The sequence below is a fragment of the Acinetobacter tandoii genome, from assembly GCF_008867985.1.
GTDB lineage: Bacteria > Pseudomonadota > Gammaproteobacteria > Pseudomonadales > Moraxellaceae > Acinetobacter > Acinetobacter tandoii.
Map to the genome: position 1 here is coordinate 1 of NZ_VXLD01000009.1, position 24,911 is coordinate 24,911.

General features: G+C 38.6%; 31 protein-coding genes. 7 read left to right on the top strand and 24 right to left on the bottom strand.

Going from position 1 to position 24,911, the window contains the following annotated elements:
• Positions 1-408: 408 nt before the first annotated feature.
• Positions 409-831 carry a MerR family transcriptional regulator gene (locus tag F4W09_RS12640; protein WP_016165320.1) on the bottom strand — a complete coding sequence of 141 codons (423 nt, stop codon included), beginning with the start codon at positions 829-831 and terminating at the stop codon, positions 409-411.
• A 22-nt stretch (positions 832-853) separates the two neighbouring features.
• Positions 854-1,375 carry an SRPBCC domain-containing protein gene (locus F4W09_RS12645; protein WP_151505008.1) on the bottom strand — a complete coding sequence of 174 codons (522 nt, stop codon included), beginning with the start codon at positions 1,373-1,375 and terminating at the stop codon, positions 854-856.
• A 235-nt stretch (positions 1,376-1,610) separates the two neighbouring features.
• On the opposite strand from F4W09_RS12645, the gene F4W09_RS12650 reads away from it, so the two are divergent.
• Positions 1,611-2,546 carry a tRNA dihydrouridine synthase gene (locus F4W09_RS12650; protein ID WP_026441070.1) on the top strand — a complete coding sequence of 312 codons (936 nt, stop codon included), beginning with the start codon at positions 1,611-1,613 and terminating at the stop codon, positions 2,544-2,546.
• A 60-nt stretch (positions 2,547-2,606) separates the two neighbouring features.
• On the opposite strand, the gene F4W09_RS12655 is transcribed toward F4W09_RS12650, so the two are convergent.
• The 15 genes from F4W09_RS12655 to F4W09_RS12725 form a co-directional block, all read right to left on the bottom strand.
• Positions 2,607-3,053: a YybH family protein gene (locus tag F4W09_RS12655; RefSeq protein WP_016165323.1), complete on the bottom strand. Its 447-nt coding sequence runs from the start codon at positions 3,051-3,053 to the stop codon at positions 2,607-2,609.
• A 331-nt stretch (positions 3,054-3,384) separates the two neighbouring features.
• Positions 3,385-3,720 (bottom strand): YegP family protein, encoded by a 336-nt coding sequence (locus F4W09_RS12660; protein ID WP_016165324.1) that lies wholly within the window; start codon positions 3,718-3,720, stop codon positions 3,385-3,387.
• A gap of 220 nt (positions 3,721-3,940) precedes the next feature.
• Positions 3,941-4,318 carry a 5-carboxymethyl-2-hydroxymuconate Delta-isomerase gene (locus tag F4W09_RS12665; RefSeq protein WP_151505009.1) on the bottom strand — a complete coding sequence of 126 codons (378 nt, stop codon included), beginning with the start codon at positions 4,316-4,318 and terminating at the stop codon, positions 3,941-3,943.
• 115 nt (positions 4,319-4,433) lie between these two features.
• Positions 4,434-4,778, bottom strand: coding sequence for a zinc ribbon domain-containing protein YjdM (locus F4W09_RS12670; RefSeq protein ID WP_044739298.1), 345 nt, complete (start codon positions 4,776-4,778; stop codon positions 4,434-4,436).
• An 84-nt stretch (positions 4,779-4,862) separates the two neighbouring features.
• Positions 4,863-5,480 carry a class I SAM-dependent methyltransferase gene (locus tag F4W09_RS12675; protein WP_151505010.1) on the bottom strand — a complete coding sequence of 206 codons (618 nt, stop codon included), beginning with the start codon at positions 5,478-5,480 and terminating at the stop codon, positions 4,863-4,865.
• 61 nt (positions 5,481-5,541) lie between these two features.
• On the bottom strand, positions 5,542-5,904 hold the full coding sequence (locus F4W09_RS12680; protein ID WP_016165328.1) for a DUF488 domain-containing protein: 363 nt from the start codon (positions 5,902-5,904) through the stop codon (positions 5,542-5,544).
• 35 nt (positions 5,905-5,939) lie between these two features.
• Positions 5,940-6,284, bottom strand: coding sequence for a DUF2004 domain-containing protein (locus F4W09_RS12685; protein ID WP_016165329.1), 345 nt, complete (start codon positions 6,282-6,284; stop codon positions 5,940-5,942).
• Between the two features lie 14 nt (positions 6,285-6,298).
• Positions 6,299-6,745 (bottom strand): SRPBCC family protein, encoded by a 447-nt coding sequence (locus tag F4W09_RS12690; protein ID WP_044739295.1) that lies wholly within the window; start codon positions 6,743-6,745, stop codon positions 6,299-6,301.
• 110 nt (positions 6,746-6,855) lie between these two features.
• Complete coding sequence (locus F4W09_RS12695) at positions 6,856-7,224, bottom strand: ribonuclease E inhibitor RraB (RefSeq protein ID WP_016165331.1); 369 nt, start codon at positions 7,222-7,224, stop codon at positions 6,856-6,858.
• An 82-nt stretch (positions 7,225-7,306) separates the two neighbouring features.
• Complete coding sequence (locus tag F4W09_RS12700; protein WP_044739294.1) at positions 7,307-7,972, bottom strand: RluA family pseudouridine synthase; 666 nt, start codon at positions 7,970-7,972, stop codon at positions 7,307-7,309.
• Positions 7,973-8,098: 126 nt separating this feature from the next.
• Complete coding sequence (locus F4W09_RS12705) at positions 8,099-8,797, bottom strand: DUF1003 domain-containing protein (protein ID WP_044739293.1); 699 nt, start codon at positions 8,795-8,797, stop codon at positions 8,099-8,101.
• 93 nt (positions 8,798-8,890) lie between these two features.
• Positions 8,891-9,133: a DUF6868 family protein gene (locus F4W09_RS12710; RefSeq protein ID WP_016165334.1), complete on the bottom strand. Its 243-nt coding sequence runs from the start codon at positions 9,131-9,133 to the stop codon at positions 8,891-8,893.
• Between the two features lie 42 nt (positions 9,134-9,175).
• A complete protein-coding gene (locus tag F4W09_RS12715; protein ID WP_044739291.1) occupies positions 9,176-9,739 on the bottom strand; it encodes a DUF4256 domain-containing protein in 564 nt (187 codons plus the stop codon).
• Positions 9,740-10,296: 557 nt separating this feature from the next.
• Complete coding sequence (locus tag F4W09_RS12720) at positions 10,297-11,184, bottom strand: EamA family transporter (protein WP_151505011.1); 888 nt, start codon at positions 11,182-11,184, stop codon at positions 10,297-10,299.
• Positions 11,185-11,275: 91 nt separating this feature from the next.
• Positions 11,276-12,100, bottom strand: a complete 825-nt coding sequence (locus F4W09_RS12725) for a helix-turn-helix transcriptional regulator (protein WP_151505012.1) — start codon at positions 12,098-12,100, stop codon at positions 11,276-11,278.
• A gap of 67 nt (positions 12,101-12,167) precedes the next feature.
• Between F4W09_RS12725 and F4W09_RS12730 the strand changes: the two genes are divergently transcribed.
• From F4W09_RS12730 to F4W09_RS12745, 4 genes are all read left to right on the top strand, one after another.
• Positions 12,168-12,575, top strand: coding sequence for an Mpo1-like protein (locus F4W09_RS12730; protein ID WP_151505013.1), 408 nt, complete (start codon positions 12,168-12,170; stop codon positions 12,573-12,575).
• A gap of 241 nt (positions 12,576-12,816) precedes the next feature.
• The gene (gene ygfZ, locus F4W09_RS12735) at positions 12,817-13,542 is read left to right on the top strand and encodes a CAF17-like 4Fe-4S cluster assembly/insertion protein YgfZ (protein ID WP_151505014.1); all 726 of its coding nucleotides are present in this window, start codon (positions 12,817-12,819) and stop codon (positions 13,540-13,542) included.
• 460 nt (positions 13,543-14,002) lie between these two features.
• Positions 14,003-15,286, top strand: a complete 1,284-nt coding sequence (locus tag F4W09_RS12740; RefSeq protein ID WP_151505015.1) for an OmpP1/FadL family transporter — start codon at positions 14,003-14,005, stop codon at positions 15,284-15,286.
• A 336-nt stretch (positions 15,287-15,622) separates the two neighbouring features.
• Positions 15,623-16,804: an OmpP1/FadL family transporter gene (locus F4W09_RS12745; protein WP_151505016.1), complete on the top strand. Its 1,182-nt coding sequence runs from the start codon at positions 15,623-15,625 to the stop codon at positions 16,802-16,804.
• 59 nt (positions 16,805-16,863) lie between these two features.
• Here F4W09_RS12745 and thrH read toward each other — a convergent pair whose 3' ends face one another.
• Complete coding sequence (gene thrH / locus F4W09_RS12750; RefSeq protein WP_151505017.1) at positions 16,864-17,481, bottom strand: bifunctional phosphoserine phosphatase/homoserine phosphotransferase ThrH; 618 nt, start codon at positions 17,479-17,481, stop codon at positions 16,864-16,866.
• 201 nt (positions 17,482-17,682) lie between these two features.
• Here thrH and F4W09_RS12755 point away from each other — a divergent pair, with 201 nt between their 5' ends.
• Together F4W09_RS12755 and F4W09_RS12760 are read left to right on the top strand one after the other, a co-directional pair.
• The gene (locus F4W09_RS12755) at positions 17,683-18,417 is read left to right on the top strand and encodes a phosphoadenylyl-sulfate reductase (RefSeq protein ID WP_016165341.1); all 735 of its coding nucleotides are present in this window, start codon (positions 17,683-17,685) and stop codon (positions 18,415-18,417) included.
• Positions 18,418-18,590: 173 nt separating this feature from the next.
• The gene (locus tag F4W09_RS12760) at positions 18,591-19,970 is read left to right on the top strand and encodes a WS/DGAT/MGAT family O-acyltransferase (protein ID WP_044739285.1); all 1,380 of its coding nucleotides are present in this window, start codon (positions 18,591-18,593) and stop codon (positions 19,968-19,970) included.
• A gap of 59 nt (positions 19,971-20,029) precedes the next feature.
• Here F4W09_RS12760 and F4W09_RS17145 read toward each other — a convergent pair whose 3' ends face one another.
• From F4W09_RS17145 to F4W09_RS12785, 6 genes are all read right to left on the bottom strand, one after another.
• Complete coding sequence (locus F4W09_RS17145; RefSeq protein ID WP_016165343.1) at positions 20,030-20,203, bottom strand: PA1571 family protein; 174 nt, start codon at positions 20,201-20,203, stop codon at positions 20,030-20,032.
• A gap of 140 nt (positions 20,204-20,343) precedes the next feature.
• The gene (rng, locus tag F4W09_RS12765) at positions 20,344-21,798 is read right to left on the bottom strand and encodes a ribonuclease G (RefSeq protein WP_016165344.1); all 1,455 of its coding nucleotides are present in this window, start codon (positions 21,796-21,798) and stop codon (positions 20,344-20,346) included.
• A gap of 39 nt (positions 21,799-21,837) precedes the next feature.
• Positions 21,838-22,404, bottom strand: a complete 567-nt coding sequence (locus tag F4W09_RS12770; protein ID WP_016165345.1) for a Maf family nucleotide pyrophosphatase — start codon at positions 22,402-22,404, stop codon at positions 21,838-21,840.
• Entirely contained in the window at positions 22,392-22,883 is a 492-nt protein-coding gene (gene mreD / locus F4W09_RS12775; protein WP_016165346.1) for a rod shape-determining protein MreD, read from the bottom strand. Before mreD ends, F4W09_RS12770 begins: the two co-directional genes overlap by 13 nt.
• On the bottom strand, positions 22,870-23,727 hold the full coding sequence (mreC, locus tag F4W09_RS12780; protein ID WP_016165347.1) for a rod shape-determining protein MreC: 858 nt from the start codon (positions 23,725-23,727) through the stop codon (positions 22,870-22,872). The genes mreD and mreC overlap by 14 nt, the downstream gene beginning before the upstream one ends.
• A gap of 14 nt (positions 23,728-23,741) precedes the next feature.
• A complete protein-coding gene (locus F4W09_RS12785; protein WP_016165348.1) occupies positions 23,742-24,788 on the bottom strand; it encodes a rod shape-determining protein in 1,047 nt (348 codons plus the stop codon).
• Positions 24,789-24,911 lie beyond the last annotated feature (123 nt).

Sequence of the window (24,911 nt, forward strand, 5' to 3'; positions counted from 1 at the left end):
CCTTAAGATCAGTATCTTATTCTTATACATACTCTGGAACGATCTCGTTCAACCGACTTAGAAATAGGTCGGTTTTTTTATGCGCAATTTTGATACTTCTGTCCAATAAATCTAATTACTTCTCAACCCAATTAAAGCTTTTCCAGCAGGTTCAACACAAAAAATATCTCCAATTTCAGAGGATAAAAAGAAGACAAATTTTATCCTGACTTGTACGTATATGCTTACAACAATTCCCGCTCTTTGCGGCTGTACGACTTCAGGTGGATTTCTTATCATGGGGACATAGAGAACAGGAAGTTCCAAAGAACAAAAATAAGAAAGATCGCACAAGGACTGCAAGGTACGACAGGAGTTATACCAAGCGAACCAATACCAAAAAGCCCGACAGGATGTCGGGCTTTTTTATTAATACGTGCTTTTTGTAATGTTATATAAGTTTTCAATCATATCTGAAATTATGTCCCTATTTTTAACGAAAGAATTATCTTCAATATATTTTTTCACATCATGAAGCGTATTTTTTCCATATTCCAACAACGCGATTTGTTGATCAATAATCTCTATTTTGTTGTCAATCAGTTGATTAGAAATATCATTACAGGTTTCAGAAGGAGGTTTAGTCTCAAGTTCGATTAACTGTTTAATCTCTTCCAAACTAAAGCCAATGGTTTTTAAACAAATAATTAACTTAACTTTTTGCTCATGTAGATCACCATAACTCCTATATCCATTTGATAGTCGGTCAGGAATTAATATTTTACGCCTTTCATAAAAACGTAAAGTGTCTAATGAAAGACCATACTTTAGAGAAAATTGACGAATATTCACTCAACCACCACGATTCCTTTATCTAGGATATTTTAAAAGTGTTTTTGTTAAATGAATGATCTTCAAGATATTGTTTTAAAGACTCATTCATTCTCTCAAAATTTAATTGCGTAGATTGAATAATAAAATAATTTAAAATAGGCACAAGTAACCCATTAAAATCTTCTGTCTGAATGAATTGAGTTGTATTTGCATCAATTTTAGTAAAAACAAACTGATGCCGACCATTAAACAATCCATTGATATAGAGTTTACCCTCCCATTCTAGATGATATTGATCAATTTTTTTTACCTCTGGCTGCATTTGAAATTTCACATTTTTGTTTTCATCATATAAATCGACAATAATTTGTTGACCGATATATGTGGGAAATTGATCGAGACCAAATAAAGTATTCCACTCTGAGTAAGATGAAGTACATGTGAAGAGTTGCCAAACCTGGTCTATTGGTTGATTTATAACGATCTTTGTTTCAATTCTTTTATGTCTAAAGATAAATAGAAAAAACAAAAATAATGCAATGATAGTGAAAACTGTTTCCATAAAATAATGTCTTTATTACTCAAGCAGACAATAATTCTAAGATTGGAGTCTAGTCCAACATCAAGGAAAACTTTAAGCTCATGCTTATAAGCTTTGGCTCTTAACATAAAATCACTGTGACAAAACCTTCATCATCCGCCATCACTAGCGACAACATTTCAAAGCCCCTCGCCTAGACAATTTGCACAAAAAAACGTATAACACCGTTCTTCAAATTTAACTGGTGACTCAAACCGTGAAACTCATCCTTGCACCCATGGAAGGCTTAACTGACCCGATTATGCGTGATGTCTTAACATCCGTCGGCAGCTTCGACTGGTGTGTAACCGAGTTTATTCGTGTCACCAACTCTGTGTTGCCTGATCATATTTTTCATCAGTTTTGCCCTGAGTTACTGAACGATGGGAAAACAGCTTCGGGCACCCCCGTACACGTGCAGTTTTTAGGTAATGATCCTGAAATGTTAGCAGCCAATGCCATTCGTGCTGTTGCACTTGGTGCTCCCGCTATCGATATGAACTTTGGTTGCCCTGCCAAAACTGTTAATCGTCATCGTGGCGGTTCGGTATTGTTAGATGAACCTGAAGTAGTACACGAGTTAGTCAAAGCTGTGCGTAATGCAGTGCCTCCGCATATTCCTGTATCAGCTAAAATGCGCTTGGGCTATATGGATCGCAACTTTATGCTGGAAAATGCCCATGCAATTGAAGATGCGGGCGCAGCTTGGGTAACGGTACATGCCCGTACCAAAGCAGATGGCTATACCCCACCCGCGTTTTGGGATCAGTTACAACCGATTCGTGAAGCATTGAAAATTAATGTGATTGCCAATGGTGAAATCTGGACCAATGCTGATGCTAAACAATGTCGCTTAGAATCAGGTTGTGAAGACCTAATGATAGGTCGTGGTGCTGTAACGACTCCCGATTTAACTCAATGCATTCGCCAAAACTCAGATACCGCTTTATTAAGTTGGAATGATTTATTGGCTTTGCAAATTCGCTTTATTAACGGTCCAGCCAAAACTGAAATTGGTATGCTTGGACGTTATAAACAATGGCTAGGCATGATGTCTAAGCATTATCCTGAAGCAAAATTACTTTGGGATGAAGTAAAACGTATTAAACAATTGCATGAAATTGTAGAAAAATTAGAAGCAACTTTGCTTTAAGTTTCAAATAAAGACCATGAGATACTTTTCGTATCTCATGGCTGTTTCAAGCTAAAATGATTAACTCACTTCGCTAAGTAAAATAGGCAGTCCTGTTTCAAGTTGTATTGGCATAGAAATATGCTGATGCGCCACTTTCCAGACTTGCTCTACTTTCTGAAAACATATGGTGGTGCGACACCAAAACACTTCTAAATTGGGAATTGCATCAATTTGATCGACCTTTGAAAAACAGTGTAATACGGCGAGTTCTGGCTGGGCAATAAGTTTAATGCCTTCACGATATACACGAATGTTTCCAGCTTTCACTGGAAGATAACGCCTCCACAATTGTTTATACGCATCTATACCCGTTAAATGGGTACTTACATCAATTAAACTTACATCTTCGACACAAAGATCAGCTAAAGCTTGTATATCCATGCTTGCTACAGCTTCATCCCATTGTTTCAGCATTAATAAGATGGCATGGGCACTTTGCTCATCACCCGAAATTTCTATGCTCATCGTGTCATTCCTTTACAGTGTATTCACTTATCATCAACATAAGCTCTGATTTTGACTGCATCGCGACTTAAACGTATCTGCAGACAAATTAAAGACATTCAAAGCCATTTTGTCTTTTATACACAGTCTTAGAAGGCGCACTCCCTACAGCCTTCATAAACTTTAAACATGTGATTTTCATCACACTATAAAAACTATAGCGAAAATAATTCAGAGAATAAAGCGGTAATTTTAACGGGTTTCCAAACCCTTATTTCCTCATCGCTTGTAGCAAATTAAATCCAATAAAAAAGCATGCCAATGGGCATGCTTAATCAAAATAAATTTGGCATTACACCGTTAAATCTTTAATGGTGATAGATGAGCCATTATTTTTGACTGACTCAATTCCCTTATCGCGTGATTGTTCTGAAGAGTAAAATTGACTGGTACCAATCACCTGATGATTGGCAGCTTTTAAATTAAAATACGGCTTACCATTACTGGCGGTTAAACGCTCATAACGGCTGTCATCCGCACTATTTTTATGAACAGATTCTATTCCCACATGCGCCGAGGCTTTTGCTTTGTAAAGCTCACTCGTTAAAATTACTTCCCCATTACCCGCTTTAAGCACAAAGCGATATTGCCCATCTTTTGCTTGACTCAGCTCAAACCATCCAGACATATTTTTATTCCTCTTGTTGTTTTCACTTTACTTATTGTTGCTTAAAACTATTTAAGTTCTAAGAAATATAAATGACTTTTAGACAACAAAAAAGAGCATTTTTAATCAAACATTCACTCAACAGGAACCATTGTGATTCCTGCCGCCCTAAAACCATGCAATTTTTAGGTTATAGTCATCAATTTTTGCTTAAGTAACCATATAAAAATACAAGATGGCATCACGTCGCTGATGTAGGTACAACCACCGTTTTACCGTAAAAAGCGCTTTCCATTTCAAGAACTTCCACACATAGTTGTACCGTCAAATGCGTTTGCTTAGGTAGCAACTGCTGTAATGCTAAAAGTAATTGATTGGAAATTTCTGTTTTTGTAGCTATATCTCGCCCTGAAAGCAAAGAAACTTTGACATGTACATAGGCCTGATTCGACTCACCTAAACCAATCAAATAATCACTTTGACAAATTGCTCGGCTTTTAATGTCTGTAGCAACTTGTACATGGCCTGTCGCAAACAGTGCTTGGTTTAGACCTAATAAAATCGGCTGGGAATGAAAGTCTTTTAAATTGTCTGAATATTCCAAATGAATATGCGGCATCTGTGTGCAACCCAAACTGTGAAAACTGGGTTATACCATGTTTTCATACCTCACTGATGCAAGAAAAAGGATGAGATCATCCTCAATCTATGCATAGTGAGATAAAACACTTCAATTAAACTTTTTTCACATATTCCGATTTCAGTTTGATTGCTCCAATCCCATCAACTTTGCAATCAATATCATGTCCATCGCTGGCTTCAGGTAATAAACGAATGTTCTTGACCTTGGTTCCAACTTTAACCACCGAAGATGAGCCTTTAATTTTTAAATCTTTAATTACAGTTACAGTATCGCCATCAACCAATAAGTTACCGTTAGCGTCCTTAATTTGAGCAACCTCTTCTGCTTGGTTCAACTCACCTTCTTTCCATTCGTGCGAGCATTCTGGGCAAATCAATAAGTCGCCATCTTGATAGGTATATTCTGATTGGCATTTTGGGCAGTTTGGTAAAGACATAAAAAACTCAAAAAATAAAAAATAAAACTTAGTGTACTGTAAAATTGCGAATAACCCTAAATTTCATATGGGTATTTCTGCAAATTATTGCTTTTGAAACATAACGTAATTAAATTTCTGAACTTGTCCATTTGGTGTGATATGCATATTTTGTACACTCGTAACTAAACGGAAATCGGGCTCAGCAAATTGTTGCTGTAATTGTGCAATGCTATAACGTTGAACCTCTAATCCACTGCATTGTACAGGACCATCTTCAGCAAAAGTAGCCACAATGACGTATCCTAAGGGCTGTACGGCTGTTTTCACTTGCTGTATATAACTCTTTTGCTCTTGAGGTTGGGTCAAGAAATGAAATACCGCACGATCATGCCAAACTTGATAGGTTTCTGGTTCAAATTCCACACTTAAAAGGTCGGCGACCTTCCAGTGAATCAAATGAGCGCGATCACCTAAACGCTGTTGGCTCTGCCGCAATGCCATATTCGATATATCTAGTACCGTTAAATGACGATAGCCTAAATCGAGTAATTCATCCGCAAGTATCGATGCGCCAGCGCCAATATCAATTATTGCTGCATCAGGTTCCAATTTCAAAGATTGAATCAGTTGTATCGATTGACTTGCATGTAACTGAAACCAACTGACTTGCGTCACGGCTTTATCTGTATAAACCCGGTTCCAATGAGTTTCTGTTGACATGTCTTATTTCCCAACAATAATTCACATAGATAAATTATATTATATTAAAATATATTTTATTTTAAGTGTTTTCATCTTCAGGGAATTCTAAATAGTGCTTCAAGACCAGAGCATGATTTTGGGTTGCATTCTTTGCCGCAGTAATCAAGCTAATATTATGGTGTTGGACTAAACGTCGTAATTCTGCGAGTGTTTCAGGATGTTGCCTCAATTCAAGCAAATATTTTGCTCGAAACTCCTCCCAACCAATTAAATCTTGATGATAAGACTGCCTTAAAACAGTGGACGGCGTAATCTCTTTTGGCCATAAATCAATCTTGGCATCTTGTTTTTTAATACCTCTTGGCCATAGACGATCCACTAAAATTCTTAATCCATCATCTATAGTTACAGGGCTATAGGCACGCTTTATTTGAATCTGCATTAATTTCCTTAACGATGAGAAAACAAACAACTCATTTAACTTTCCATACTAATATCTTCGACATTTCCATCTTCATCAAATGACACACATAGCACATAGTCAGTCACATTCTCTGGCAGACTAAAGTCAATCGAATCATCATTTTCTTCAACCGAATGAAAGTCTAAAAAGCGCTGTGTCGATAATAACTCAATCACCTGCTTTGCTTCAGGGCGCGTGAGTCCAGTATGATGCTGCCAATACTGCGGAGAGATTTCTTGCAGATGATGCTCCACATACAAGCGTACTTGATTATCTAACCCAACATCTTGCAGATAGCTTTGCCAAATCGCATTCCGAGCCTTCTGTTCTCTTTCCTTAAAATTATTAAATGTTTGCATAACATCCTTACCATTTATCCATCAGGTATTTCAGGTGTAATCAGGAGTGCCAGCAATTGTAAAGACTCTTGCCAGCCCAAATAACATGCTTCTACAGGAATTACATCAGGTATGCCTGATTGGGTGATTTGAATTTCAGTACCGACAGAGACTGCTTTAAATTGAACTTTGACTTCAATTAAATCAGGCATGTTTGGATCTTCGAATTGATCAACATAGCGTAACAGCTCATTCGGAACTACTTCATGATATGTTCCACCAAAACCAATGCGTGTACCTGTAGAAAAGTTAGTGAAATACATGCGATATCTGCCCTCAGGTTTAACCTCAAGCAAATCTACATGTGCCGTAAAACCGTGGGGTGCCATCCATTTGACTAAGGCATCTGCTGTGGTAAATGCCCGATACACACGCTCTGGTGGCGCATTAAACACGCGATGTAATTGAACCGTATTCGACATGAGACACCTATATTTTTATTCTTTGGTTTCAAATAGTGTACGGTAAGTCGAGGTGGCTTATGTATAACTTAAGTATGAATTATACAGCAACCGCCTCCTTTGGCCTCTCGCTACTCGTCATCATAATCATAGAGATAGCTCAGGCAGCCCCAACCGTCGTATTCACCTTGGAACATTTCGGCAATTTTAACAAACCACTCTTCTAAATCTTGAACATCCTGATATTCAGGAATCATATTCACATGAACATTCAACACCCATAAATCACTGCCATCATTTTTAACTTCTTCTTGAAACAGCGAAATCTTTTGTTCTTCATGCAATAAATGCAAAGCACATTTTTCTGCCTGATCTTGTGTTGTAAAAACAATAGAGAATTCAATTTCGTGTAGATCTGTTAGATCATTGCCATCTTCATACATTTGCCACAGTACATTACCGTTATCGTCATCTGGAAATAATTCATAGTTGCGGCTCATGGTTATATCCCTGCTTTTTGTTTATTAATTAAACATAATTTAGCATGATTTTATGACAGTTTAAGCCCCAAAAGAGACATTTTTAAAAAGCAGGTAAACTCTGAATGTCGACAGGCTCGCCACTGAATGGCTGTATAAACCTCAAGTGACTGGCATGTAATGCCATGCGCTTTAAAGGACTTTGAAAAGGTTCAGGATGATAGAGTTTATCCCCTGTAATTGGATGTCCAATATATTGCATATGCACACGTAATTGATGTGAGCGCCCTGTAATCGGGGTCAACAATACACGGCTAATATCCTGTGTTGAATCATAATGCATCAGCTCAAATAAGGTTTTGGCAGCTTTACCCAATTCAAAATGCACAATCTGACGTGGACGATTTTCCCAATCCGTAATTAAAGGAACGTCTACACTTCCCGATTGCTGAATATGACCCTGTACCAATGCTTGATAATGTTTGGTCACCGTTCGTGCTTGAAACATTTTGCTGACCGCGACTTCGGCATCACGATGCTTGGCAAACATCAAAATTCCCGAGGTCGCCATGTCTAAACGATGGGTAATTTTCGCATCAGGAAATTGCGCTAAAACGCGATAATAAGCACTATCATGGTGTTCAGGTAAACGTCCAGGCACCGATAGCAAACCCGCAGGTTTATTAATAATCACCAAGTCTGCATCTTCATACACAATGCGCAAAGGCTCTTGTGGTGGTGTATAAACAAAGTGGTCATTTAAAGGCATGATTGGACTGGTGTACGAATAAAGCGGGCAAAATATCAAGCCAACAGGATGCTGTCAATTTTTCTGCTTTTTGTCATTTCATTTATCCAAAAGTGATATTTTCTCCATTAAAAAATCGACAAATATTTAGCGATGCTTATTCATTTCTGTCAGTAAATCTAACTGAATTTCTTGAATTTGTGTCAGCCTTTCCCATTGATGTAACAACAAATGATCCATTTTTTCATGCAGGTGTCGAATTTCTAATTCCGCTTTGAGATTAATCTGGTAATCATGCTGCGAACGTAAACGGTCTTTGGCCTCCTGTCTATTTTGACTCATCATAATAATCGGGGCCTGTATGGCCGCCAAACATGACAAAACCAAATTTAGTAAAATAAAAGGATACGGGTCAACTGGATGTACCCATAACACCACTGTATTTAAAAGAATCCAAAGCACTAAAAACATGCCAAAACAAATCAGGAACGTCCAACTCCCACCAAAACTGGCAATTTTATCTGCTAATTTCTCGCCCAATGTCCAGTTTTGATCAAACTCAGTTTCAATGTTTTTAGTGATGAGTTCATGCCGTTGCATGCTGCTAATCACTTCACGCTCTAAATCAGTCAGCTCACCTTTTTCAGATTTCAACAACGAATGTACATATTGGATGCGATAATGGGTCAAATCAGGTCGACAAATAAAACTGTCTGACGACCAGTCAGGATAATCTTTTTTGATCTCATCGCTAATCACATCACGAATAATATGCCCAGAGACCAATGCTTTATAAGGAAATGACTTTTTGCACACTGCACACGTTTGATTTTGTCTATCTGTCATCTTTTTTAATTCGTTTTCTCTTTTGACTCCATCATAACAATTTTCTATGCAAATGAAGCAACTACAACTCCTGTAATAACAAGAATGTTCAATTTAATCTAGAAAAGATAAAATAATAAATGGAACCAAATTAAACACCATAATTAGAATTTTATAGACTGCCATCGCAGCATAATGAATTGCATCAAAAGTCTGTTCATTAAGATTAAACCAACGACCATGTAAACTTTTCATCCATGTTCGGGCATTGATAAAAACCAAAAACCAAATCAATAAAATGAGATAATTGAGGACTAAAGACCAACCCAACACTTGCCGTAATAATTCCATATCCATGTTTATCACTCCTATACTCAGCTTCAATCACAATGTAATAAGCTAAAGCTTTAGCCCAACACGAAAACCTCTCGCAGCATAATAAGATTCAGCCCCGTTATGATAAGTAAACACCTGACCATAGCGGCGGTCACAAAACAATGCTCCGCCCAAAGACCGAATAGCCTCAGGTGTATTCACCCAACTTGATGTTTTTTGGTCAAAATTCCCCAATTTTTGTAGTTCACGATATTGCTGTTCTGTCAGGAGTAATGTGCCCATCACCTCTGCCAAACGCAGCGCACTGTCTTGTGGCGGATTCTGCTTTCGAGCAGCCAAGGCTTCTGCGTCATAACATAAACTACGACGACCTATGGGGCTTTCCTCTGCACAATCAACAAAATAATATTCATCGCTGTTTTGTTCAAATTGAATAAGATCAGGCTCGCCCCCTGTTTGCTCCATCCAGTGCAAACTTTGAATTTTTTTAGGTTGTGCTTGAAGTTTGGATAACACTTCACTCCATTTGAGATGGGGATGCCTTAAAACATGCTGCTCGAAACGTTGTTGTAAACGGGTAAAAAGTTGCTGATCATCCAATGGCTGATCTAAGTTGTGATAGCTCATCTCTGCTCTTCTTTTTATGACATTATTTTTCAGAACCTGCTCTTATCATGTTACTGAACGAGATAAAAAACATCGTCTTAATTTGTAAATGATGTAAACAAGTAAAGGGAATATAAATAAGAGGTTAAAATATTATTAAAATTATATTGTTATTCGATTTTATTCTAAAAAATTTTTAGGGTGTCAAGGGAAAACATCAGTGGTTTACTTCAACAACCATGACTTTGTAAATCATAACCTTGTGCCTATAAACTTTTGGTTTATAGCGTCCTAAGCCGAATCGAGACCTTTTGGGTAAGTACTACACTCACGTTGTACGCAACTGGTAGCAATCTACTCTTTCCGATCCCCATCACACCCTTGAGATATAGTGTAGGCAGATTCAACTGGGATTGTTTTCCTAAAATCTAGATTTTTTTTATTTTTTTAAATATATTTCCCACAATAATATAAATATAGAGAATTAATTTCCATTTAATAAATTTTAATCAACTTTTAATTTCACTTTTATGTATATTTTGCGTTTTTTTACCAAGCCAACTCCAATAAATCTAAAATTATGCCCAAATCACCATAATGGCTGCCAAAATGACTAAAAAAAGTCCCAAATGATCGGAACGAGCTAATTTTTCTTTAAAGAAATATGCAGAAATCAATAAACTAAATAGAATTTCAATTTGCCCTAAGGTTTTCACTAAAGCCACGGTCTGCATACTCATGGCACTAAACCAACCTAAAGATGCCAAGAAACTACATAAACTAACTTTAAAAGTCAGTCCGACGCGCTGCCACATGTGGTACAAGGTTTTTCTGCTAAATAAACCAAGGTACAACAATAAAATTACACATTGAAAGCTAATTAAAATACATAACACCCACGCCGCACGGTGCAAAAATGGCAGCATTGCAAGTTCTAAACTGGCTTCACGAACCAATAAAGAGGTAATCGCAAAACACAATCCACTACCTAATCCAATCACTAAAGTTTTGAAAGAGAGTTTGGTCTGATTACTCCCTTTACTCAGAAAGAATACGGCGATTGCTCCAATCAATACACCAAACCATCCCCAAACCGTTAAGTGTTCTTGTAAAAACATCACGCCAATTAAAGCTGCCAAAATGGCTTCGCTTTTTGCCAAACCAATCCCAATCGCATAATTTTTTTGTTGAAATAATTTCACCATTAATGCAGTTGCATAGATCTGACTCACACCTGCAATCACAATATATAGCCAAAAATGTGTCGAAAAACTCACAACCGCTGTGGTAGGTTGTTGGTGATATAAAATTGCAAGGTAACTTAAGGCAAAGATTGGAGAAAAGAGAAAACGCGCTAAGGTAGTTCCATACACATCAACTGTGCTACTGAGTTGCTTTTGAAAAGCATTACGCCACGCCTGCATAAATGCAGCCATAATTGTGAATAATACCCAAGCAATTGCCATAGCTTTAACTTCATCTTTAACTCGGTGGTTAATTTACTCGCTTCAAATTCACTTTTCGAGCTTTAGTTTCCATTTACTCAACTGATGTATGTTACCTCTGGGGCAATGCGAAAGTATCACTAATAAAAACTGTATTGGCTTTCAGAATGGATGGGGCAAAATCGACCATACGACGTAAGGTTCGCGTGTAATGCGCCTGATCAGAAAAGCCTGCTTCGAAAGCAAGATCAATTAAACTATGCCCTTCAATCCATAATTGAAGGGCATAGCGCACTTTTAACCATAATATGTATTGCCGCATGGAACCACCCAATTGAGCACTAAATAAATGCATCAAACGTGACTCAGACAAACCAACCTGAGTCGCAACATTTGCGACCGTTGGTATGCTATGTGGAACTTGCTGCTTGATATATTCACAAGCTTTTAAAATACGGACATCCCACGGTAAATGAACAGGCTCTTGGGCAGATAAAACTTTTAAAATACGCAACAATAATTGCTTTACTTGTGCAATATTTAAAGTCCCAGCTATCAATTTTACCAACTCGCACCTAAGTGGCTGCAAACAACTTGCAGGCAATGAGCACATCGACCTCCCCTGTAATAGCGCATGTACATAGCCGTAAAGTTCATGATCTGGATCAATTAAAACTGCAAGAAAAGGTTGGTTTTCAGAATCTGTGCTATGACTGACATTCGGCGCCATACAAACAATGTCATGATAACTGCGAGGCTGATGATCTAAGGTCACTGCAAATTGCGCCCCTAAACCAATTTGCAATAATGCAGGGAAATGCGCATGTGATTTATTTAAGTGTTCTTGTGTGACATATAGAACAACGCCATCCCACGCATATAACCAGCTTTTTTCTGGTTTCGCTACTGAGCCAGATTCCTTCTGCTTAAATAGCATAATCGTTCAAGACCCGATGTCGTTTTTTGTTGAAAATGACTCCAGTAAACACTAAAGGAGTAGTTACATGTTACAGAATACCCAAGAAATGATTAAAAACAATACTCAGGAACTGATTAAAAATACTGTCCCTGCACTAACGGATAAACAAGAGATTCAAATTGTTGGAAGTGATAGTCGTATTAAAACGCTTAAAGAGTTCTATCCATTTTATCTTTCACAACATGCAGAGCCGATTTGCCGACGTTTACATTTTGTAGGTACAACTTGCGTAATTGGCATTACTGCAACCGCAGCCATGAAAAAAAATCCCAAATTACTATGGGCATTACCTGTGGTTGGCTATGGTTTTGCTTGGGTCGGTCACTTCTTTTTTGAACACAATAAACCAGCGACATTTAAACAGCCATTTTTTAGCCTAATTTGTGACTTTAAAATGTATAAAGACATTTTAGTTGGCAAAGTCGACTGGTAAAAACTAAATTTGATCTGACTTATTTAAGGGTCTAATAAGTCAGATCAACTCTCACATTATCTTTAAAACTAGCAACTCTGCGCGATTATCCAATCATTGCTCCCCCTTATTCACAAAATAGCAAGAAATTTTCAATTTCTTGCTTTTGATTTTTTCCTTTAAAGCAGATGTGCAATTTCAAGCAAAATAGTGGAAAATCAAATGAATTAATTCTTCTATAAATTGTCGAAGTGAGCATTTCATGAGTACTCTTGCATTTACGGCTTTCACCCTTAATGGCGTAGACGCGCAAAAATTTCTACAAGGTCAAGTCACCGTTCACGTAGAACGTCTAATTGAAAACCAAACTCGCTATACCGCAATTTGTGATCTTAAAGGTCGAATTCATTTTGGCTTATGGCTGAAAAAAATAAATAATGAAAGTTTCGAAATTGTGACTACACTCGATCAAAGTGAAGAGTTTGCCAAACATATTCGAAAATTTGGCGCGTTCTCGAAAATGAAACTCGAACCTGTCGGCATCGTATTTCCAACAGTTGTAGATATTCATACGGAGTTTTCAACCTCAGAAACGGATATTCAAACTTGGCAATTACAAGCGATTCAAACTGGACAAGCTTGGATTTGCCAAGCTTCTGAACATATATTCCAACCCCAAGAATTACGCTTACATCAACGTGAAGGTGTTCACTACGATAAAGGATGCTACCTTGGTCAAGAAATTGTGGCGCGCCTGTGGTTTAAAGCAAAACCAAAACATTGGTTACATTTGATTCAAGGACACGGTGAAGCACCAACCCCTGCGAGTCAACTTAACAAAGATGTGGAAGTAGTCAATAGCATCTCGACACCTGAGGGCTATAAAGCACTAGTCGTTGCAAAACCAACTGCAATTACTGAGTTAGACGCACAAATTTTAGACCTGCCTGAAAAATTGAATGGTGATGTTGCAAGACCAGTTCAATAATTACGTTTAAATATATTTCTAGATCGTATATGAATCACATATACGATCTTTTTAAAACTCATAAAAATAATATAAAAAATAAATATTTATAAATATTTATAAATATTTTAAGTTCTGAGTCGTTCTCAAGTAATGCCAACCAATATGATTACACAATCCCTATTTTTGGTTATTTTTTATTCGATTACATTTATTCAAAAATCAAACAATCCCTAAATTAAATTTATATATTTCAGCCATTTAAAATAAAACCATTTAAAAAATATAGAATTTTTACTCTATTTAGCCGTTTTTTTGAACTAATCAGTTCTACTAGAGCATTTACTCTTATTTTAATTGTGTTATTTTTGTCACATGGAGTAACAATATGATTTTGGTCGGACTTACCAAAAATTCCAGAATTAACAAAAGCATGATTCAACATGCATAAAAATCGTGTACCTCAAGGGAAGATGAAAGAATGAAATTAAAAGCTCTAACTACCGCAATGATTCTCGCAGCATTACCAACCGCTGGAGCATTTGCTGCAGCACTTGACCGTTCAGGACAATCAATTTCTGCCTTCTTACAACCAGGCAACTATTTTGAAGCAGGCCTTTCTGCACTTGATCCAAACGTTTCAGGAAAGGTTCGTTCTGGATACACACCAAGCCCAGCAGTATCAGCCAATGTTGTTGGATTACAAAATACAAGTCTAGGAGACATGGGAGATGATTATTATTTCCCAAATGCCGCACTAAAATTACAAGTAACTGATCATTTTTCTTTTGGTTTAATTTACGACCAACCATTTGGAGCTGATGCAACTTATTCTCTATCAGATACTGGCTCTGCTGCCTTAGGAGGTGTGGGCTTATTTCATAATGGCAAAGAGTCAACTAATGTTGAAGTTAAAACCCAAAACATTGCTATGATCGTGGGCTTCCAACCGAATGAAAACTTTAATATTTATGGTGGTGGTGTTTACCAAACAATTAAAGGGCATGTAAAACTTCGTGGTTTAGCATATGGCGGAGCTGCAGGATTCGGAGGATATAATGCTGATATTAGTGAAGACAGTGCGACAGGATGGTTAGCTGGTTTTGCCTACCAAATTCCTGAAATTGCCTTGAAAGCATCTGTTACCTACCGTTCTGAAGTTGAACATAGTGTCGGAATAGAAGAATCTTCTGTTGGTACAGGAACTCTTTCAGCTATTATGAACAATCCTGCATTAGCGGGCGTAAGTGCTACAGGTGATACAGATGTTACTACACCGCAATCTGTTAACCTTGATTTCCAAACTGGAGTTATGGCAAATACTGTAGCTTTTGCGAATGTGCGTTGGGTAAATTGGAAAGACTTCGCAATCCGCCCTTATGCATTTGGTGTGGCAGCAGGAAAAACTCCAGGCTATCCAAATGGATTTGACTTAGTGGCTTACAGTGATGATCAATGGTCTGCGAATGTCGGTGTAGGTCGTAAACTGAATGAACAATGGGCAGGTAATGTATCTGTAGGTTGGGATTCTGGTGCTGGTAATCCTGTAACAACACTAGGCCCAACAGAAGGTTATTGGAACCTTGGCCTAGGTGTTCAATACAGCCCTACTCCTGCAACATTTATTGCTGGCGGTGTGAAATACTTCTGGTTAGGTGATGCTAAAGCACAAACTGGCGCACAATTTGGTACATCAAATTATGTAGCAGACTTTTCTGACAATGATGCACTTGCATATGGTTTAAAAATCGGCTACCGCTTCTAATTCATACATGCCTCAAAAGACCATCCTTTTGGATGGTCTTTTTTTTGGCAAAAAGTATCATTCCTTAAATCAGAATATCAACTAAAATTAGCCAAGTGTTTTTAAATTAAACATTTAATTTTTCACTTAAATGACTCTACAATTAAACTAATTACTCTATTTTTTTATTTATAAATCATTAATATACAGACGTACCATTAGTATTTTTACTCTATTCAAGCACTTTTTGTGTATGAGTTAGTTCAATTAATAAACGGCATAGTGCATTTACTCTTTTTTAATTTGTGTTACCTTCCCTTAACTTTTAGTTACAAAGAGATATCAGGGAAAATATCCATGAAGCTTACAGCTCTTAAAAAAGCAATTTTACTTTGTCTTATTCCTACTACTTCTACATTTGCAGCAGGCCTTGATCGTTCTGGTCAATCTATCCTGCCTTTTTTGCAATCAGGAAATTATGCTGAAGCTTCAATCAGTATTTTAGATCCGAATGTAAGTGGTAAAAGTAATAGTGGGGCTGCTGTAACAGACATGGCGGATGACTATTATTTCCCATCGGCTGCACTTAAAGTTCAGGCAACCGAACATTTTTCTTTTGGTTTGATTTACGATCAACCTTATGGGGCTGACTCTCAATATTCTGCTGAAGCAGGCACTTTTGGTGATGGTGTAGAAGGTACTAGCGTGAAAGTTCGTACCAACAACCTCTCTCTTATTGTGGGCTACCAACCAACTGAAAACTGGAATTTTTATGCAGGTCCTGTTTATCAAACGGTAAAAGGTGATGTCTCTTTACGTGGTGCAGCTTACTCTTTACTTTCTGGTTATGACATCAATCTAAAAGAAGATGATGCTTATGGTTGGTTAGCGGGTGCAGCGTATCAAATTCCAGAGATTGCACTAAAAGCAGCGGTAACCTACCGATCTGAAATTAAACATGAATTAAATACTACTGAAACATCAAATATCTATATTCCGCCAAATTACTTACCAACTTTACCAAGTGGTGTGGACTTACGTTCTGTCACCAGCCAAACTGAAGTCGTCACACCACAGTCTGTGAATTTAGACTTTCAAACTGGCATTGCAAAAGATACTTTAGCTTTTGCAAATGTACGTTGGGTGCATTGGGATCAATTTGCAGTAAGTCCAGTAGCTTTAGCAACTGCATCTAAGATCGCAAAAGGAAAAGCGCAAAATCTGATTGATTATTCTGATGATCAAATTTCAGCAACTATCGGTCTAGGTCATAAATTCAACAAAAAATGGTCTGGCTCAGTTTCAGCAGGTTGGGATTCAGGTGCAGGCAACCCTGTAACAACTTTAGGCCCAGTTGAAGGCTATTGGAGCGCAGGCTTGGGTGGTCAATATAGCCCAGCAGAAAATTATTTTGTTCAAGCTGGTGTTAAGTACTTCTGGTTAGGTGATGCCAAAGCACAAACTGGCGGTAATGTTGTTGGTGATTTCTCTGATAATGAAGCAATTGCTTACGGATTGAAATTTGGCTACAAATTCTAATCTTTGCAATAAAAAAAGACGGACTTTAAGTCCGTCTTTTTTTGTTTAATTTTATAGAATTAAGCAGGAATATTACGTACAGATGCCTTACGAATGGCTTCTTTTAACGCATCATAACCGTTGATTGCTGGGAATTGTGGAAACTCAGCAATCACATTTTCTGGCGCATCAAACAAGAAACCATGATCTGCTTCGCCTAGCATTGTGGTGTCATTATATGAATCACCTGCCGCAATCACACGGAAGTTCAAACCATGAAGTGCTTTAACTGCCTGACGCTTCTGGTCAGGTTGACGTAATTTATAAGCAGAAATCATCCCCTGCTCGTCTGTTTCTAATTTATGACAGAAAATAGTTGGCCAACCCAATTGTTTCATCAACGGATGTGCAAACTCATAGAAAGTGTCTGAAAGAATAATAAGCTGGAAATGCGTACTCACCCATTCTACAAATTCTTTTGCACCTGGAAATGGTCCCATTTCCGCAATGACTTCTTGAATATCATCCAAGCCTAAATTATGTTGCTTTAAAAGATCTAAACGTTGTGTCATTAACACATCGTAATCAGGAATATCACGTGTTGTCGCTTCTAGCGCTTTAATTCCAGTTTTTTTCGCAAAGTTAATCCAAATTTCTGGAACTAACACACCCTCTAAATCAAGACATACAACTTCCATGAATGCTCCCAACTGTCTATGAAAAAAATTTGGACTATAATAGCATCAACTTATGATTCAGTAATTGCTGTTTTTTAAATCTATTTTTTTCATAAGCATTTATTTTTTAATGCTAAGTAGAAATATTCAATTCAATTAGAATATTTTCAAAATCTTTTAATATAGGTTTTGAAGTCTCCAAGCCTATAGCCAGGAACTCTAATGACTACTATCCCTACTATCGATCATATTGATGCGCTTGCATCTGAATATGCAGATAAATCTCCAAGTGAAATTTTAGAACTCGCACTGAATCAAGAAGGTGAAATTGCCATTTCTTTTTCTGGCGCTGAAGATGTTGTACTGATTGATATGGCAGCCAATCTGGGTAAACCATTCCGTGTTTTTAGTTTAGACACGGGCCGTTTGCACCCAGAAACCTATCAATTTATTGAAACGGTGCGGAAACATTACAATATTAAGATCGAAATCTGTTTCCCAGAATCTGAAGCAGTTCAAGCGCTCGTCAATGAAAAAGGGTTATTCAGTTTTTATCAAGATGACCATAAAGAATGCTGTGGTATTCGTAAGGTACAACCTTTACGCAAAAAACTGGCGACTTTGGATGGTTGGATTACAGGTCAGCGTAAAGACCAAAGCCCAGGGACACGCACTGAAATTCCAGTCATTCAATCTGATGTTGGTTTTTCTGGCCCTGGCAAACAGTTAATTAAATACAATCCTTTAGCGAACTGGTCTAGTGCAGAAGTATGGAGCTATATCCGTATGATGGAAGTTCCATATAATCCGCTACATGAGCGTGGTTTTATTTCAATTGGCTGTGAACCGTGTACGCGACCTGTATTACCTAATCAGCATGAGCGTGAAGGCCGTTGGTGGTGGGAAGAAGCCACACACAAAGAATGCGGATTACATGCTGGCAATTTAGCAAAATAATTTTGTCAAGCCAAAGCCACTGAACTATTCAGTGGCTTTTTTTCAGATTGATGGACACATAAAGCCGTAACTTTTCTAGGTAAAAGGCGCTATACTCAAATCAAGTTTTATAATTCTAACAATGTGACTCAGAAAGGAGTCACCATAGAAATTGCAGTGAGGCAATCGACACTATGCGCCCATTACACCCTATTGATTTTATCTTTTTAACATTAGAAAAACGGCAGCAACCTATGCACGTTGGGGGATTATTTCTTTTTCAAATTCCTGAACATGCACCTGAAACTTTTCTACAAGATTTGGTTGCAGATATTCGCAGCTCGAAATCCATTCCTGTTCCACCATTTAACAATAAATTGAATGGCCTATTATGGGATGAAGATGAAGAATTCGATCTTGATCATCATTTTCGTCATATTGCCTTACCTCATCCCGGACGTATTCGAGAATTACTGACTTATATCTCTCAAGAGCATAGTGCACTGATTGATCGAGCCAAGCCTTTATGGACGTGTTACATTATTGAAGGGATCGAAGGCAATCGTTTTGCCATGTATTTTAAAATTCATCATGCTATGGTGGATGGTATTGCGGGCATGCGTCTGGTCGAAAAATCACTTTCGCATGACCCACACGCTAAAAGCATTGTGCCACCATGGTGTGTCGAAGGTCCTCGTGCCAAACGTTTAAAAGAAGCAAAAGTCAGCCGTATGAAAAAAATCATTACGGGGTTGAAACAACAAGTAGAAGCAACGCCTATCGTGATGCGTGAACTTTCCCAAACAGTCATGAAAGATATGGGGCGTAATCCAGACTATGTCTCTAGCTTCCAAGCGCCAAGCAGCATTTTAAATCAACGTGTTAGCTCATCACGTCGCTTTGCTGCCCAATCTTTTGAGTTTGATCGTCTACGTCATATTGCATCAGCTTTAAACGTCACGATTAATGATGTGGTGTTGGCGATTTGCTCTGGTGCATTACGTGAATATTTACTGAGTCAAAATGCTCTACCAAAGAAACCTTTGGTTGCCATGGTTCCTGCTTCCATTCGTGATGATGATTCAGAAGTATCAAATCGAATTACCATGATTTTGGCGAATTTAGGTACGCATAAAGAAGATCCTTTAGAACGTTTGCAGATTATTCGTCGTAGTGTTCTGAATGCAAAAGAACGTTTTAAACGCATGAACTCTAACCAGATCATGAACTACAGTGCATTTGTTTATGGTGCAGCAGGCTTGAATATTGCCTCTGGTTTAATGCCGAAACGTCAGGCATTCAATTTGGTTATTTCTAATGTGCCTGGTCCACGTGAACCTTTATATTGGAATGGCGCGAAACTCGATGCACTTTATCCAGCATCAATTGTTCTAGATGGTCAAGCACTCAATATTACCATGACCAGCTATTTAGATAAGCTTGAGGTTGGACTCACGGCGTGTCGTGTCGCATTACCGAAGATGCAAAACTTATTAACGCACTTGGAAGAAGAAATTCAACGATTTGAAAGTATTGTTGGGGTTAAAAGCCCAAAGTTGAAGGCGGTGAGTTAACCGCAGAAACTAATGACAAAAATTAAGTAGAATAAATTAAGGGGCTTCACAAGAGCCCCTTAAGCTTTAATACTGCGACACTGTTTCAGTAGCTGATGACAGACCGAACGAACCATGGCCGTTGTAATTTGAGTTTCTTTGCCTTGTTCGTCTACGATATAACCCGTATGTACGTTTTTATTATCTAGTACGTGCTTGATACCTTGTTTGATAATTTTTTCACTCATGCCCATTTCACACCTCTTCTTGCTAAGACCAAATTCCCCAAAAATGAAAATTTAGTTTGGCTACTTGGTATGAGTAGTATTGAAAAAACTAGCTCGAAAGTAAAATTTCAGTTGTAACAAGTGTTTAACGACATCCTGTTACAATTTCAGCTTAGAATGATATCGTATTGCTCTTGCGTATATAAATTTTCCACCTGAAATTTAATCACACGATTAATAAAATGCTCTAAATCCGCCACAGCTGGTGCTTCTGCGGTTAACAAACGATCAATTACAGAAGGATGTGCGACAACAGTAAAGCCACTCTGAGATTCAAAAGCTCGGGTATATCGTAAGATTTCTCGAAAGATTTCGTAACATACCGTCTCTGCTGTTTTAACATAACCACGTCCCTGACAAGTCGGACAAGATTCACATAACAAGTGTTCTAGCGACTCTCGAGTACGCTTACGCGTCATTTCGACCAGACCTAACTCCGAAACCTGCGTAATTTTAGTCTTGGCATGGTCACGTTCCAACATACGCTCAAACTGATTCATTACTTCTTCACGATGCTGGGCTTCCTGCATATCAATAAAGTCAATAATGATAATGCCACCCAAATTACGTAAACGTAACTGACGTGCGATGACCTGTGTTGCCTCCATATTGGTTTTAAACACAGTATCTTCTAGTGTTCTGCCGCCCACATACGAGCCCGTATTAACATCAATTGTGGTCATGGCCTCGGTTTGGTCAATCATTAAATAACCACCCGACTTTAAGGCAACACGAGTTTGCAGTGCTTTCTGAATGTCTTCTTCAACATTATATAAGTCAAAAATCGGACGTTCACCAGGATAGTGAATCAAACGACTCTGCATATTTGGCACAAACTCAGCCACAAATTCCTGCAATTTGGCATGAATTTCACGTGAGTCAACCGAAATTTTTACCGTATTTTCATTCGCTAAATCACGAATAATACGTTGTGGTAAGGGTAATTCTTCAAAAATAAGAGAAGGTACCGCAATAATTTTTTGTTTACGTTGGATGTATTCCCACAACTTTGCTAAATACGCCATATCCTGCGCAATTGAAGCTTCATCAATCCCTTCTGCAGCAGTACGTACAATGACTGAACCTGGTAATTCGTGTTGGGCCTGAATTTTCTCAATAATAGAACGTAAACGCTCGCGTTCTTCTTCTGATTCAATTCTTTGTGATACACCAATATGATTGCCAAAAGGCATGAGTACCAAATAACGCGAAGGAATAGAAAGATCCGTACTTAAACGCGCACCTTTGGTTCCCAACATATCTTTCATGACCTGAACTGTCAGAATTTGCCCAGGCTGTAATAATTCAAAAACATTGGGAATCGGCTGATTGCGTGGCCAAACCATATCATTGATGTGTAAAAAAGCGGTGCGGGACAGACCAATATCGACAAAAGCAGCCTGCATCCCTGGCAAAACGCGAACGACTTTGCCTTTATAAATATTTCCTACCAAACCCCGTTTTACAGTACGTTCAACATATAACTCGTTGACTGTACCATTTTGAATTAACGCCACACGACACTCCATCGGTGTGACATTAATCAGTAACTCGTCAGACATAATAAGACTCAAAACATTATAAAAATTTTTGTTTCACCATTAATTTAACACCTTAATGGCTTTGAATAACTCGACTGTCTCATGTAACGGCAAACCAACGACATTGGTATAACTGCCTTCAATACGGGGAATATAACGCGAAGCCAGCCCTTGTATAGCATAAGCTCCCGCTTTCCCTTCGGGTTCCCCTGTCGCCCAATACGCTTCCATGTCTTTTAGGCTCAGCACTTGAAATTCGACTTGGGTACGCACCACTATACTTGAAATTTGTGCTGATGTACGTACACATACCCCAGAAAATACATCATGTTTTCTGCCCGATATTTTTGCCCACATTTCAAAGGCATGTGCTTTAGATTCGGGTTTCCCTAAAATTTCACCATCGACACTTAAACTGGTGTCTGCGGCAATAATAACGGCATCTGGAAAATGTTGTTGTACTGCTGCTGCTTTTTCACACGCTAAACGGTGAACATAATCTGCTGCAATTTCACCCTCAAGCACATTTTCATCAATCTCAGGGCTATAAATTGAAAAGTCTAGGCCGAGCTGCTGAAGCAGCTCACGACGTCTCGGAGAACTAGAGGCAAGGACTAAACGCGCCATTTTTTCAGCACAAAATAAACCAATGGCCACACCAGAACACTGGTGAGTAATGGTTGCCAATGTCGGGCAAAAGAGAACTGAATGCCCCCCATAATTTGTGCCACCCACATCATAAACAGGTAAGCTAAAATGGCCAGTGCTGCAATGACCCACAGATTGGCAAAAGTCAGTACACGGCGTTCACGAATCAAAAACCGCGCAACAAAACTGATCACTACAAAACATAATGCATTTAATCCTAGTGGGGCATCCATCAGTAAATCGACAAAAATACCTGTACCAAAGGCAAACCAGACACCACACCACGTAGGCTGACATAGCACCCAAAACAGCATCACCATCATCATAAACAATGGACGCCAGCCAGAAACAGCATAGGCCAATGGATAAACCATTAGCACAGAGGCAATGATTACTGAAAAAATGATTGGGAATAATGGATCTTGACGTTTTTCTTGACGTAACTTAGCGATTGGCATGTGGTTGCTCCATCGCTAATGAGTCGGAAAACAGCACCACAACATGATGACCACTGGCTAACTGTGCCGCAGGAACCACATCAATTTGTGCAAACTCACCCGTTGTATGTCGACTCACTTTAGACACTGTACCGACCAAATATCCTGCTGGAAAATGCGCCCCCAAACCTGAGCTATACACTTTTTCACCCACCTTAATATTGGCACTGGTTGGAACGTATTCCATTTTCAGATGTCCTAAATCACCTGTACCCGAAACGATAGCACGCATCCCCGTGTACTCTAAACGTACCGATAAAGAATGATCTTTGTCAGAAAGCAACATGACTCGACTACTGTGTGGATACACATTGATGATTTGTCCCATGATGCCTTTATCGTCTAATACCGTCTGTCCAACTTTCAAATTGTTGGTTGAACCTCGGTTAATCACAATAATATGACGTAATGGATCCGCATCCGTCCCAATGACTTCAGCAATTTCCATACGACCATCAATAATTAAAGGTGTATCAAGCAAACCACGTAAACGTGTATTTTCAGCAGAAAGCTCTGATAGTTTTTGCAAACGTACTTGGGCTTGTAACAACTCCGCCTGCATGGCCGTGTTTTCACGACGCAATTGTGCCTCAGACTTGGTCTGCTGTGTCAACCATTCGCTAGACAATACAGGATAGCTCGCTAAGGCATAAATGGGATTATATGCCGCATACAAGACATCTCTTGCTGGCTGTATCACATGTGGTAAGCGCCAGTTAAAAAATAGCACCACCAAACATGTTACAACCGCAATGATAAAGGAGCGAAATGATGGGGGCTGCCTAGAAAACAAATTTGTTTGCACAGCCAAATCCTTAATTAACCAACGAATAACATGTCGTGATTTGGATTATCAAAGAATTCTAAAACTTTACCACCACCACGAGTGACACAAGTTAAAGGGTCTTCTGCGACTACGACTGGTAAACCAGTTTCCTGAGCCAATAATTTGTCAAGGTTACGTAGCAATGCACCACCACCCGTCAATACAATGCCGCGCTCTGCAATATCTGAAGATAATTCAGGTGGCGTTTGTTCCAATGCAGATTTGACTGCTGAAACAATGCTTTGTAACGGATCTGAAATCGCTTGGGTAATTTCGTCTGAAGTAACTGTAATGGCACGCGGCACACCTTCTGCCAAGTTACGACCACGAACTTCAATTTCCAAAGTTTTACCATTTTCATCTGGTAAAGCCATGCCCACTTCTTTCTTGATGTTTTCTGCAGTGGTTTCACCAATCACGCAGCCATGTGCTTTACGTACATAGTTAATGATTTGTTCATCAAACACATCACCACCAACACGTAAAGAGTCAGCATAGACACAACCTTGCAATGAAATAATTGCAATTTCAGTTGTACCACCACCCACATCAACCACCATCGAACCGCAAGCTTGTTCCACAGGTAAACCTGCACCAATTGCAGCAGCCATCGGTTCTTCAATTAAACGGACATCACGTGCGCCTGCATTAAATACAGCCTCACGAATAGCACGACGTTCAACCAAAGTTGATTTACATGGAACACACACCACAACACGTGGCGCAGGTGGGAATAAACGCTTTTCATGCACTTTACCAATAAACTGGTTCAGCATGGTTTCAGTCACTTCAAAATCAGCAATTACACCGTCTTTCATTGGGCGAATTGCAGAGATGTTCGCAGGCGTACGACCAAGCATTTGCTTCGCATCAAGACCAACAGCGGCAACAATTTTTTGTGAACCACTGTGACGAATAGCCACAACTGTCGGTTCATTTAATATAATGCCTCGTCCTGGTGCATAAATAAGTGTATTTGCTGTACCTAAATCAATGGCGAGGTCTGGCGAAAACAAGCCAATTAGTCGTTTTAGAATCACGGGGTCGTTCTCAGTTTAACTTTATGTGGACGCAAGGTCGCAACTTTAACTAAATGTGATGCTTTGAACAAGTCAATCGCTTATTATAACGCACGATATTTTGAAATTTTTTAATACTGATTA